This is a genomic window from Streptomyces albus subsp. albus (genome assembly GCF_000719865.1).
Classification (GTDB): Bacteria; Actinomycetota; Actinomycetes; order Streptomycetales; family Streptomycetaceae; genus Streptomyces; species Streptomyces albus_E.
Genome location: NZ_JOID01000005.1, coordinates 131,867 through 144,369, shown reverse-complemented (window position 1 = coordinate 144,369; position 12,503 = coordinate 131,867). Strand labels below are relative to the sequence as shown.

Below are 12,503 nucleotides of genomic sequence, written 5' to 3'. Positions count from 1 at the left end.
ACGTCGGTGAAGGGCGGCCCGCTTTCCGGTGAACAATGCGGGGGCGGGCCCCGGGTGAGGGGTATGGGGGATGCAGATCAAGCCGCGCCAGCAATTGCTGGACATCTGGCGCGCCATCGCGCGTTATTCATTCGTGGACGGGGAATGGGACTGGGGTAAATCAGGGGGGCGCAGCACGGTCGCGGACGCCGAACGCCTGCTCTGCATCCTGTACCCGGCCACGGAGTTCCCCGCGTTCCGCCTGGACGATCCGGACACCACGGACCGTGACGTCCGGGACGCCCTCCAGGCCGCGGGCAGCCGTCTGGAGATCCCGGCGAAGATCCTTTCGGCTGTAGCCGAATTCATGAGGACCCACACCACCGACGACAAGAGACCCAGTTTCGCCGGTGGCCACTACTTCAACGCCAGGGACTCCGCAGACGAACTCACCCCGGAACAGCGGGAGTTGGGGGTCGTCGACTCCTTTTCGCTGTCGATCACGCTCTCCCTGGCGACCCTCGGTTTTCTCAAGGTCTATCTCAGCAAACCCCGCCGCGCGGAAGTCCAGGCGCTCGCCGAGGAACTGAGGACCGCCACCGAAGCCCGGCTCACCGCCGCGATGGTGAGCCTGCTCCGCTCCTTCACGGTCAACGTGTTCGACGCCGAGGCGCCCCAGGGCCGCACCCTCTGCAAGCTCCTCGGGCAGGGGCAGGTCTCCGAGCGGATCGCCGCCCAGCAGTTCCAGCGCCGCTTCAAGGCCCTGCGCGCCACGATCCGGGACAGCATCTCCCTCGGCGTCGAGGTCGCCGACGGCCTCGACGACGACAACCAGCTCTTCGAGTGCGGCTGGGCCTGGAGCCTGGTCAAGGACGCCCCGCCGGTCGAGATCGAGAGCGAGATCGGGCCGCAGCCCGACGGCATCGCCCGGCCCACCCCGTACCTCTACTTCACCGTCGTCGCCCTCGACGGCATCCAGGACCTCTTCTCCGACCGCACCCTCACCCTGGGACTGCTCAACACCGAACAGCAGCGCCTCGCCGACGCGCTGCGGCTCCGGTGGGAGATCACCCAGCAGTACTGGTCGGGCATCGCCCGGTTCGGGGACGGCAGCTGGCCCCTGGAGGACATCCCCTGGCGCACCACCGGCCAGCGGCAGGAGTCGGAGTACTTCTCGCTCTCCGTCGCCGCCATCCTGGTCCACGACCTGGTGCGCCGCCGCGCCACCGACGACGACCTCACCCGCACCGTCGACGTCATGCAGCGGCTCGCCGAACGCGGCCGCATCACCAGCCGCATGAAGGTGGGCGACGCGGCCGTCGAGCTGCACAACCCGGGTGTGGCCATGCCCCTCCAGGGCAGTGAGGCGCTCGGCCCGCCCATGCAGTGGTCGATGCCGGACTTCTCCGCCCAGCTGCTCAAGCGGACCATCCAGCTGTGCTCCCTGTCCCGCAGCATCTCCTCCCACGACCGGCTGCTGCGGCTGGCCGAGCGGATCTTCGACCATCTGTGGCAGCGCCGTATCCGGGGCGGCGAGACCGCGGGACTCTGGGACAACATCCACGCCGTCTATCCCGACTCGCCGGACCGCAACTGGGCGATGTCCTGGAGCATCACCGAGCGCGTCACCGAGTGCATGGTCGCCGCGCGCCAGCTCTACACCCAGCCGCCGATCCGCAGCGGCACGCTCACCACCCTCGCCCGCGACCTGCTCAGCGAGGCGACCCACCTCCTCGGCAACGAGCAGCTCGAACCCACCTCGACGGCCGACGGATCGCGCGGCATGGCGCTGAAGGGCATCGAGGTCAAACTCGCCCGCGCCCGGCGCATCCTGGAGGAACAGCCCGGCACCTCCTGCGCGCTCAGCACGGAGGTCCTCGGCGAACTCGACACCCTGGCCCTGGCCCGGCAGACCGCCTCCCGGGGCGTGTGACGTGATCGTCTTCGCGGCCTCCGACAAGGGGGGCACCGGCCGCTCCGTCACCAGCGCGAACCTGGCCTACCGCCGCGCGCTCGCCGGGGACGACGTCTGCTATCTCGACTTCGACTTCGGCTCCCCCACCGCGGCCGCCGTCTTCGACGTGCCCGGAGCGCTGCGCGGCGTCGAGACGGGCGGGCTCCACTCCTACCTCCAGGGCAGGAACACCGAGCCGGTACGGATCGACGTCTGGGCCGACACCGAGCACGAGCTGCTGCGCCACCGCCCGGCCGGCTCCGGCAACCTCGTCCTGCTGCCCGGCGACCGCAGCGGCGGCGAGTTCACCGTCGGCCGGGAGACCCTGCGCCGCTGCGTCGATCTCCTCCTCCGGCTGAACGGCGAGTTCGACGTCGTGGTGGTCGACCTGAGCGCCGGCCGCAGTTACGCCGTGGACCTCGCCCTGGAGGCCACCTCGCGGCGCGAGATGCGCTCGGTCCCGGCCCGCTGGCTCGTCTACCACCGCTGGACCCGCCAGCATGTGATCGCCGCCGCCGGGCTGGTCTTCGGCGGCCGGGGCATCGTCGCCGGCGGCGTCGCCCGCGGGCACGACGAGGCGCGGCTCACCGGCTCCATCCGCTTCGTCCGGGCCGCGGTGCCCGATCCCGAGTCACCGCTGTGGTCCCAGGTGCCGCCCGCCCAGTCCGCCTGGATGCGCAAGTGCGACCAGGACCTCGACGTGCTCGCCGCGGACCTCGACATCGGCTACACCCGGCTGCTCGGCTCCGTACCGCTGGAACCCGTCCTGCAGTGGCGGGAGCAGCTCATCACCGACGAGGACGTCCTCGCCAGCCGGATCGCCAACATCGAGACCCTGCAGGCCCTCGAAGAGCTCGCCGGGAAGCTCACCGACGACGAGTTCTGGGGGCAGCCGTGACGGACGCTGTCTTCCGGGAGACGACGGCCGACCCGCGCACGAAGTCCGTGCCGTTCTCCCATGTCTCGCTGGAGATCGGCCACTTGTACATGGAGGACTTCGAGGCGGGCCCGGAACGGCTGCGCGCGCACTTCGCCCAGGTGCGGCCCTGGGTGGACGCGGTCCGCGCCTCCGCCGCGAACGGCGGGGGCGCGCGGCCGCGGATCAGCACCTGCTTCCTCGTCGACGACTACTTCAGCCGCTTCTCCTCGCCCGCCGAGCTCGTCCCCCTCCTGCTGACCGAGGCCGAGCGCTGCGGACTGACCATCGACTACCTGGCCCGGGAGTCCGCCTGCGACGTGGCCGACGGCGTGCGTCTCGCCGAAGCCGTCGAGCACCGGCTCGTCGAGTCGCCGCCGCCCGGCAGCGACGGCTCCCGCCCACCGGTGAAGGAGATCGGCTGGCTCGCCAACGGGGAGCGCACCCCCGGAGTGGAGCGGCTGGAGGCGATGGCCAACGACCTCCCGGCCTCGTGGCGGCCGCCGGCCGAGACCGCCGCCCGCCGCCACTCCGTCTTCATGGACGTCGAGCTGTGGGACGACCGCGACGGCCGCCGCACCTGGTCCTGCCCGTTCCTCGCCGCCGTCTGGCACCTGGCCCGGCTCGGGCTCCTCCGCCACCGCGGCGAGCCCGTGCTCCGGGCACGGCCCCGGCCGGACGGCGGCTTTCCGCGGGACTGGGCCGACCTGGCGCCGCTGACCCGGCTCAACCCCGCGGCCCAGCCGTTCGCCGCCTACCGCACCTGGTCCGTGCTGCCCTCCCGCTTCCTGCCGGTCGAGCACGCCGTCCGCGTCATCCTCGGCCAGGTCGAAGTGGACTCCGGTGCGCTCCGCCAGGTCGCCGAGCGCTCCGCCGGGGAGAAGGTCACGCTCCCGGACGAGATCGCCGACCGCGTCAGCCACGTCTTCTGCGCGGGGCCCTGAGATGCGGGCGCCCGGAGACCCCGGGGAGACCGTGCTGATCTGTGGTGAGGTCCGCACCTGCCTCCTCCAGACCTTCGCGTCGCTGCCCGCGGCGGCCGCGGGCGAACTGCTCCGCATCCGGGCGGACGAGCGGGTGCGGATCTCCGAGCGGCCCAATCTGCACGCCGTCTCCCCGGACGTCCTCACCGGTGTGGACTGCCGGCTGCCCGCGGCCACCGGCGCCAAGGTGCGCGCCGTCGGCACGGTCGCCGCCCGCGCCGTGCTCACCGAGGGCCGGGTGCTCCAGAGCACCGCGTACTTCCGCTCCCCGGGCCGGGGCGCGGAGCCGCGCCGCCCCTGGGGGCACTACCTCGTCCGGCCCGGTGTGGTGGAACCCCTGGGCCGGCTGCCCGAACGGGCCGTCGCCGACGGCGTCCTGGCCGACCGCAGGGAGCCCGGCGAGCTCGATCTGGGGGCGATCGCCGAACGGCTCCTCGGCGATCTGCTGCGGCATCCGCTGCTGGACCAGCGGCCCCCCTTCAAATCCCGGCGCACACGGCTGCGCTGGGCCGCGTTACGGGCCCGGGACGGCGACGGCCCGTCGATCGAACGCTTCACCCTCGCCGAGGACGGGCTCCGCACCGTGGAGCTGCGGCTGCCGGAGCACGTGGAACCTTCCCGCTGCGCCGGCCTCTGTGAGGATCTGGCCCTGCACGACTGGCTGCTCACGACCCTCGTACGGATGGTCGAGCGCAGCCGGCTGGGATCGGCGGACGGGCACGAGGCCGTGATGGCGCTCCGCCCGGCCGTGGACCATCTGTTGCACCTGTGGATGCCGAGAGCACGAGTGGACACGACCCTGGGCCCGCTGTGGGAGGTGCTTGAGCGGGAGCCCGGATTCACCCGGCAGTGGCAGACGCTGGTCCAGCGCATCAGGGACCAGCTCGCCCTGCAGGCCATTCCGTTGCTGCGCGAAGCCCTGACGGCACGCTGACGGGGGTGCGGGCACGCGCAAACCCGACCGGGGGAGTTGGACGACAGATGCACGCATCGACGAGAACACCGGGAGCACCGGCCGCCGCGGCGGCCCTGGACCCGCCGCGGCAGGCCGGCATTCCGCCATTCCTGCTGAAGACCCTCATCACCGCGTTGATCGGCGGTTTCACCTACGCCCTGACCAACGCCGTCGAGCAACCGGAGGTCTGGAAGCTGACGGTCTCCGTCTTCGTCGCCGGAGCGGCCATGATCGTGCAGTACATGGTCGACTTCGAGCGGCGGCTCGGCGCCGTGGAGCACAGCCTCACCGTCCACAACGCCGAGATGAAGGAGCTGGTCGCCGAGGGCTTCGCCAAGATCAACCACGCCACCGAGCTGTTCGGCCTGGTCGAGGGCTCGGCCCTGCGGGCCGACGGGGTGACCCGGCTGGTGCGCAACGCCACGACCGTCGGCTCCGAGGGGCCCGACATCGTGAAGGCGTTCGCCCAGGCCGAGGTCACCCGCGTCGGCACCCTGATGGCCAACCTCCATCAGAAACACGCCGACTACGACGGGGAGGACCACGACTGGATCGTGACGCTCACCCAGTGCGCCTCCCGCACCATCGACGCCACCAGCACCTCCGTGGACCACGACTTCTGGCCCACCGAGCTGGGGCAGCGCTATCTGCGGGCCCAGCGGGACGCGATCCACGAGCACGGGGTGAGCATCCGCCGGCTGTTCATCGTCAACACACCGCAGGAGATCGACGAAGAACTGCTGCAAGTGGTGGAGCACCAGAAGGGCCTGGGCATCGAGGTGCGCGTCCTCGCGCTGTCCGAGCTGCCCCCGACGGCCGGGATCGACACCACGAACGACTTCATCGTCTTCGACCACTCGCTGTCCTACGAGGTCGAGCCGGACCTGCGCGGGATGAACGCCAAGACCACGCTGGACCTGCGCGAGGACCGGGTGGCCCGGCGCATCAAGCGCTTCGAGGAGCTGTGGAAGGCCGGGGAGGAGGAACCGGAACCGGACGATTAGCCGGGCCTTCGCCGGGCCCGGTCCCCGGGGCGCGGCAGGCGACCGCGTGACCGCGGCGGCCGCGGGGGGCGCCGTTCGTCCGCCGGACGGCTGCCCGCCGCGCCCGCCGCACTTGCCGCCGGGGCGCGGCATGGCCGGGTCTCGGTCCCGTTCCGTACGGACCTCTGGGTCCGGGGACGCCGGGGCGGGCCCGCGGACCCCGGCGCTCCCGGTGACCAGCTCCCCGCGGCCGCTGTGGCCGCACCGGAGCGGCCCTACACGCGCACGGCCGCCAGCAGGCCGGTGACGACGGACCTCCCGTCGAGGGTCAGCACCGACTCCGGGTGGAACTGCACCCCCGCGAAGCCGGGACCGCGCAGCGCGTGGATGTCGCCGGTGACCGGATCGCGGCTCAGCTCCACCTGCCGCAGGGCCAGCTCTCGTGCCGCCGCCTCCCCGCAGCGCGCGGTGAAGGTGTTGTAGAAGCCGACGGTCTCCTCGCGGCCGAAGAAGTCGATCCGCTCCTGCGCGCCCTGGTGGGGCACGTCCTTCCGGACGGTCTCCAGCCCCAGTTCCGCGGCGAGCAGTTCGTGACCGAGACAGACGCCCAGCAGCCCGTGCCGGTGCTCCCGCAGCAGTTCGGCGGCGAGGGCGCGCAGAAAGCGCATCTTGGGGTCGGCCGCGTCGGCCGGGTCGCCCGGGCCGGGGCCGAGGACCACCGGGCCGCGGTGGGCGAGCGCCGCCTCGCGCAGCCCCGGCTCGTCGTAGCGGCGTACGGTCACCGCGAGACCGGTGGAGTGCAGCAGGTGCGCCAGCATGGCCGTGAAGGTGTCCTCGCCGTCGACGACCAGGGCGTGGTGGCCGGAGAGGGCGGGGCCGAGCGGGGCGGCGGACGCCGCCGGGTCCTCCGCCGTCCGCATGCGCAGCCAGAACGGTGCCAGGGAGGCGCGGCGGGCGTCGAGCGCGGCCCGCACCCGCGGATCGTCCGCGAGCCGCCGCGGCGCGGCGCCGTCCGGGCCGCCCCGGCCGTCCGGGCCGCCGGGCGCGGGACGCACGCCCAGCGCGGCGAGGACGCCGGCCGCCTTGGCGTGCGTCTCGGCCACCTCGCTCCGCGGGTCGGAGTGGCGGACGAGGGTGGCGCCGACCGGCACCCGCAGCCGGCCGTCCGGGGCGATGTCGGCGGTCCGGATGAGGATGGGGGAGTCCAGGGTCTGCGCGCCGCCCGCGTCCCGTCCGATGAGCGCGAGCGCGCCCGCGTAGTAGCCGCGCCCGCGGCCGTCCGGGTCCGCCGCGCTCATGGGTTCGTACCGTTCGATGACGCGGCAGGCGTTCTGGACCGGTGAGCCGGTGACCGTCGCCGCGAACATGGTGTCCCGCAGCACCTCCCGGACGTCCCGGGAGCTGCGGCCGCGCAACTCGTACTCGGTGTGCGCGAGATGCGCCATCTCCTTCAGCCTCGGCCCGATGACGGCGCCGCCGCGGTCGCCGACGGCGCACATCATCTTCAGCTCCTCGTCCACGACCATGGACAGCTCCTCCACCTCCTTGCGGTCGTGCAGGAAGCGCAGCAGGCCCTCGGCGTCCGGCCCGCCGGGCGGGTAGCGGTAGGTGCCGCTGATGGGGTTCATCACGACCGTTCCGCCGGACATCCGCACATGCGCCTCCGGACTGGCGCCGACCAGGGTGCGCTCGCCGGTGTGCACGGCGTACGTCCAGTAGGCGCCGCGCTCCCCGGCGAGCAGCCGCCGGAAGAGGGCGAGGGCGTCGGCGGGGCCGAAGCCGGGGATCTCACCGCGGAAGGTGCGGCGGATGACGAAGTTGGCGCCCTCGCCGCGGCCGATCTCGTCCCGGACGACGCGCTCCACGATCTCCGCGTAGGCGTCGTCGGTCACGTCGAAGGCCCCGTTCTCCACCCGCACCGGATGCCGGGGCAGGGCGTCCAGGAGGGCGGCGAGCGGCAGTTCGAGGGTTTGCTCGGGGCGGAGGACGGCCAGCGGCGTCCCGTCGTCCCGGACGTCGAAGCCGCGCTCGCGGATCTGGCGGAAGGGGATGAGGGCGAGCGCGTCGGTGACGGGCCGTCCGTCCGCGGCCGGCCCCTCGCCGAGCGGGATGTCGGCCAGCCGCTCGACGTGCTCGACGGGACCGGTGAGGATCTCGACCACGTCCTCCTCCCGTCCCGGCGACCGGCGGCGCAGCAGCGCGAAGGGCGGGCCGCCCGGGCTCAGCAGCCGCGCCACGACGGCGGCGGGGGAGGCGAGGAAGCCGTCGGGGCCGGGAGCGGCGGGGGACGGGCTCGGGGAGGCGGGAGAGACGGGGGAAGCGGAGGTGCGGGCGGTGCCGGGTGATCGTTCCATGGCGGGCGGTTCCTTCCGTCAGCTGCGGAGGGACGGCCGTCCGTGAAAACGCCGAAGGCCGCCCCCGGGGGCGGCCTTCGCGGTGAGAGGTTCAGTGGGTACGCGCGAGGAGGTGGGCCGCCGTCTCAGCGGGCCACCACCAGTTCTGGGTCAGAGGCGCGAACATGCCGGCCACTCTATCCGAACGGCACCGGGCGCACCGCTCCGTTCCGGCCACGTGCGCGAGGGCCCGGCGAGTGCGCGACGGCCCTTCCGGCGACCATGCGAGGGAATCGCATGGGGTTCGTATAGCATCGTGTCATGACTGAGAAGGCGCCGAAGAAGCCCGTTTCCGTGACTCTGGATCCCGAACTTCTGCACGCGGTGCAGGATCTGGTGGCCAGTGGTCAGACGTCCTCGGTCTCCGCCTGGCTCAACGAAACAGCGCGTTACCGCATAGAGCGTGACCGGCAAGCGGAAAGAGTCCGGGCCTATGTGGAGGAGAATCTTCTCGGAGGCGCCCGTCTCAGCGACGAGGAACTCATCGAGGCCGAAGGCATGATCGCGGCCAGCATCGCCCGCACCGAGGCTCGGCGCTCAGCCGGGGGCGCGGGTGCCGCATGAGCAACGGCATCATCTTCGACCACCACGCCCTGACCGCCGCGGGCTCCGGCAACCGGCTTCTCTCGGCTTATATCGTCCGGGCCCACAGCCGCCCCGACTACACCATCGCGGCCCCCGCGATGTGTGTCGCGGAAGCCGTCCGGCACCGTGCCGGCATCTCCTTGCACCTCGCGCAGCTCCCCGGGGTGGACGTCCACACCCTCGACCGGATCACGGCTGACGCCTGTGGCCGGCTGGCTCAGGCACTCTGGCCCGCCGATGGCTGGCCGGCGGTTCACGCTGCCATGCTCGCCACCACCACCGGTTGGGAGATCGCGACGACGCGGCCCGGCACCTACAAGGGATTCGGTGTGGCGATCATGCCGGTCGCGGAGTAGCCGGAAGTGCTGCGTGCGCTTTTCGGGCGCGGCGTCGTGTACGGGCCGCGCCCGGGATCACCCGCCTGACACCGGGTGATCCCGGGCGCTCACCGCCGGCCCGGGGCCGCGGGGCCGCCGCCGGGCCGTGGTCTAACGGAAGGGGATGGTCAGGACCGAGCCGGTGCCGACCTGGAGCGTGGCCGGGGCGTTGCCGATGGCGCTCCAGACCTCGGCGCGGACGGTCCCTCCCCGGAGGTTGCCCAGGGTGCCGGAGGAGGAGAGCAGTCCGGTGCGGGCGGGGGTGTAGTCCTCGTAGCCGGGGAGGGGGTCGGTGGCGAAGTAGCGGTACGTCTCGACGCGGTCGAAGGAACCGTCGCCGGTCAGGTCGTAGGAGATCCGGACCTGCTGGCCGAGGCCGACGTACACACCGGCGTCGACCTTGAGCCGGAAGTCGGTGGAAGCGCCGTCCTTCACGGTGCCGTCCACGTTCCGCACCTCGTACACCAGCGGCTTGTGCGGGGTGCCGTCGTAATTGCCGCCCTCGGCGGAGGCGATGGTGTCGGTGGCCGGGGCCGTGGCCGCGGTGGTGCCGAGCGTGCCGCCCGGACGCAGGTGGAAGGTGTCACCGGTCACCGGCGAGGGGGAGGGGTCCGTCGGGGTGGGTTCGGGATCGGTCGGGGTGGGTTCCGGGTCCGTGGGGGTGGGCTCCGGGTCGGTGGGTGTGGGTGTGGGGGTGGGCGTGGGGTCCGGGTCGCCCGGCAGCGGGGTGTCGGTTCCGTCGCCGGAGGCGGAGGAGTGGGCGGGGACGTTGAGGACCGCGCCGTCGGAGAAGGTGACCGTCCGGGCGGTGCCGGTGTCGTTGCGGGCCGCGTAGGTGCGGCGGTCGCCCTTGGCGAACGCGGCGGCGGTGGGGCTGTCCGCGGTGACGGAGGTGTCGGGGGTCCCGATCGCGTCCAGCGTGGTGATCCAGTGGTAGGTGTGGGCCTTGGTCTCGCCCTCCTCCGGGGTGTAGGCGCCACCGTTGGCGTCCCAGGCGGCCTTGGCCTTCGCCGGGTCGGCCAGGGCCTGGAACTCCCACAGCAGGTCGCGCCACTCCGTCGCCGGGCCGCCGTTCTCCTTCTCCATCTCGGCGATGCTGCGCCGGATGGCGTCCTTCTCGCGGGCCAGGTGGAGCGAACCGCCCGTCACGGGGAGGACGTTGATGCCGTGGATCTCCTCCGGGTTGGCGGTCCACCAGGTGGCGTAGGCGGCGCCGCTGCTCCACACCATGCCGACGATGTCGTGGGTGTAGTCGCCGGGGTAGACCTCCTCGTCGGCGTCGAACCAGTACTGGGCGATGGCCTCCGACTCCGTGGTGAGGAGGTGGACGCCGAGGTCGCGCAGCGAGGTGTTGCCGGTCGCCGAGCCCCACAGGATGAGTCCGGCGCTGAGGTTGACGGACTCGGAGGACGACTCCTGGTTGTTGCCGGCCGCGAAGGAGGCGTGTCCGGCGGCCCAGCTGTGCCCGGCGTAGACGTCGAAGCCGCGCAGGAAGGGGAACATCGCGTCGGTCCGGCTGGGGTTGGCGGTGTCCCGTACGAGCAGGTCGACCATGCCGCCCCAGGCGGAGTCCGCCGCCCACGCCGGGTCGTGCTGGGCGACGACGGCCGCAGCCAGCACGAAGTAGCCGTAGTGGAAGTGGTGGTCGTTGAGCTCCTTGTCGCTGCCGTAGGAGGCGGGGTAGCCGGTGAGGGTGCGCCAGTCCGCGTCGTAGGAGAACTCGGCCTCCCCGCCGGCGGTGAACCACGCCTCCAGCCGTCCCTTGATCAGCTCCAGCAGCTTGTCCCGGGAGGCCGTCTCCCCCAGCTGGTCCGCGATGGGGACGAGCTGGGCGAGCTTGCCCAGGGCCTTGCCGGTCCAGTACGTGTCCCGGGCTCCGCTGAACGGATCGCCGGCGTTGACGGCCTCGTCGAGGTAGGTCTTGAGCCGGGCGGTGTCGGGGCCGGAGGTCTTCGGCAGACCGGGCAGGACGCCGGTCACCTTCTGCTCGGTGGTAAAGCTCTTCCCCTCGCGCACCTTCATGGTGCCGCGGGGCGAGACGTAGGTGTGGGGAGTGAGCGGATCGGTGGTGTGCAGCCACTGGTGGCGGTAGAGGGCCTGGAGGGTGCCGGTCTCCGTGCCCTCCTTGGCGGTGGTGGTGAGGGTGTAGCCGGCGCGCACCCGGCCGGCCTTCTCGTCGTAGTCCCAGGTCGCCTTGGAGCCGGTGACGAAGCTGAAGGCGTAGGCGCGGTAGTCCGCCAGGGCGTCGGTGTCGGGCAGGACGGCCAGCGAGAAGTAGTCCTTGGAGCCCAGGCCGGCCCGGATGTCGTTCCCCGAGACCGTCCAGTCGCTGCCGGTGGGCGCGAAGAGCGCGTAGTGGTGGCCGGCGACGGTGACGCCGAGCACGTTGCCGTCGTCGGCGAAGACCTCGGGCGTGCTCGCGGTGGTGATCCGCGCGGCGCCGCCGCTGCCCTGGGCGTAGACGAAGGGCATGCCGTGGCCGATGGTGGCGCGGAACGTCCGGGAGCCGTCGGACCACTGGGGCGTGACGGTCCAGTCGCTCCAGTCGTGGGCCTTGGCGTCGGGGGAGTTGAGGCCGTCGAGGCCGACGGTGAGATCCCGCTGGTGCGGGAATTCGTACTGGCGGCCGTCGCCGACGATCGCCGAGGCGGTGGGGTAGCCGACCTCCAGTCCGCCGGAGACCGCCTTGTAGGTGAGGGGGTGGCCGTACATGTTCTCGGAGTACGGGTTGTCCGCGAAGCGCTGGAAGGCCAGGGACGACCACCAGTCGTTGGTCGGCACGGGCCGGTCCTCGGCGGCGGCCGTGACCTTGGGGGTGACGGGGGCGCCGCTGTTGTTCTGCGGTCCGGCGGCGCCGGCCGGACGGGTGTCGCTGTAACTGCCCTGTCCGACGGGGACGGTGGCCGCGGCGGCGCTGTTCGCCCCGGCCGCGACGAGGCCCGTGGCTGTTAAGCCGGCGGCCGTGGTGACGGCCAGAAGTCTGCGAAGACGCATGGACTCTCCTTTTTGAGAGCGCTCTCAAAGAATGTCGTCAACGTAGAGAGCTGTCGGTACACCGTCAATACTTGAAGCGGTGCGGGATCCCCGCCGGTTCCGGCCGGCGGCCCGGGCCGCGCGGGGGCCGTCTCGCCGGGCCGCGGGATACGCCCAGGCGGCGGCCGGTGCGGGCCGTCATGGCCATGGTCGGCGGGGTGGCGGGGAGGACGGCCGGGAAGGGGCGGCGTCCTTCGGTTTCTGGAGCCTCGGCGGCGGGCGGCCGGGCCGCCGCTCCCACAACCCGGCGGCGCTCCCGCAGCGGACGGTCCGGCGGGGAGGGGAGGGGGGAGGCGGGATTTTGTCTCAGATTCCGGGCGCGGGATGGGCGGCGCGGCGGAGCGT

General features: G+C 72.5%; 10 protein-coding genes. 7 read left to right on the top strand and 3 right to left on the bottom strand.

The genetic code is table 11. The features are described 5' to 3' along the window. Window positions 1-70: 70 nt before the first annotated feature. The 5 genes from IF83_RS0106225 to IF83_RS0106205 are packed head-to-tail and all read left to right on the top strand — an operon-like array spanning window position 71 to window position 5,791. A complete protein-coding gene (locus tag IF83_RS0106225; RefSeq protein ID WP_030543024.1) occupies window positions 71-1,912 on the top strand; it encodes an SCO2524 family protein in 1,842 nt (613 codons plus the stop codon). Window position 1,913: 1 nt separating this feature from the next. Beyond that, window positions 1,914-2,831, top strand: a complete 918-nt coding sequence (locus IF83_RS0106220) for an SCO2523 family variant P-loop protein (RefSeq protein ID WP_030543023.1) — start codon at window positions 1,914-1,916, stop codon at window positions 2,829-2,831. Further along, on the top strand, window positions 2,828-3,793 hold the full coding sequence (locus IF83_RS0106215) for an SCO2522 family protein (protein ID WP_030543022.1): 966 nt from the start codon (window positions 2,828-2,830) through the stop codon (window positions 3,791-3,793). Before IF83_RS0106220 ends, IF83_RS0106215 begins: the two co-directional genes overlap by 4 nt. Before the next feature lies 1 nt (window position 3,794). Further along, entirely contained in the window at window positions 3,795-4,766 is a 972-nt protein-coding gene (locus IF83_RS0106210; protein ID WP_030543021.1) for an SCO2521 family protein, read from the top strand. A 47-nt stretch (window positions 4,767-4,813) separates the two neighbouring features. Next, on the top strand, window positions 4,814-5,791 hold the full coding sequence (locus IF83_RS0106205; RefSeq protein WP_051722495.1) for a DUF6879 family protein: 978 nt from the start codon (window positions 4,814-4,816) through the stop codon (window positions 5,789-5,791). Between the two features lie 254 nt (window positions 5,792-6,045). Here the strand turns inward: IF83_RS0106205 and IF83_RS0106200 are convergent, their stop codons facing one another. Continuing rightward, window positions 6,046-8,124, bottom strand: coding sequence for an anthranilate synthase family protein (locus IF83_RS0106200; RefSeq protein ID WP_078843213.1), 2,079 nt, complete (start codon window positions 8,122-8,124; stop codon window positions 6,046-6,048). A 91-nt stretch (window positions 8,125-8,215) separates the two neighbouring features. After that, on the bottom strand, window positions 8,216-8,290 hold the full coding sequence (locus IF83_RS35540; protein ID WP_369404421.1) for a trp operon leader peptide: 75 nt from the start codon (window positions 8,288-8,290) through the stop codon (window positions 8,216-8,218). Window positions 8,291-8,424: 134 nt separating this feature from the next. Between IF83_RS35540 and IF83_RS0106195 the strand changes: the two genes are divergently transcribed. Next, entirely contained in the window at window positions 8,425-8,727 is a 303-nt protein-coding gene (locus IF83_RS0106195) for a hypothetical protein (RefSeq protein ID WP_030543018.1), read from the top strand. Continuing rightward, window positions 8,724-9,104, top strand: a complete 381-nt coding sequence (locus IF83_RS0106190; RefSeq protein WP_030543017.1) for a PIN domain-containing protein — start codon at window positions 8,724-8,726, stop codon at window positions 9,102-9,104. Before IF83_RS0106195 ends, IF83_RS0106190 begins: the two co-directional genes overlap by 4 nt. A gap of 132 nt (window positions 9,105-9,236) precedes the next feature. On the opposite strand, the gene IF83_RS0106185 is transcribed toward IF83_RS0106190, so the two are convergent. Further along, a complete protein-coding gene (locus tag IF83_RS0106185) occupies window positions 9,237-12,119 on the bottom strand; it encodes a glycosyl hydrolase (protein ID WP_030543016.1) in 2,883 nt (960 codons plus the stop codon). Between the last annotated feature and the right edge of the window lie 384 nt (window positions 12,120-12,503).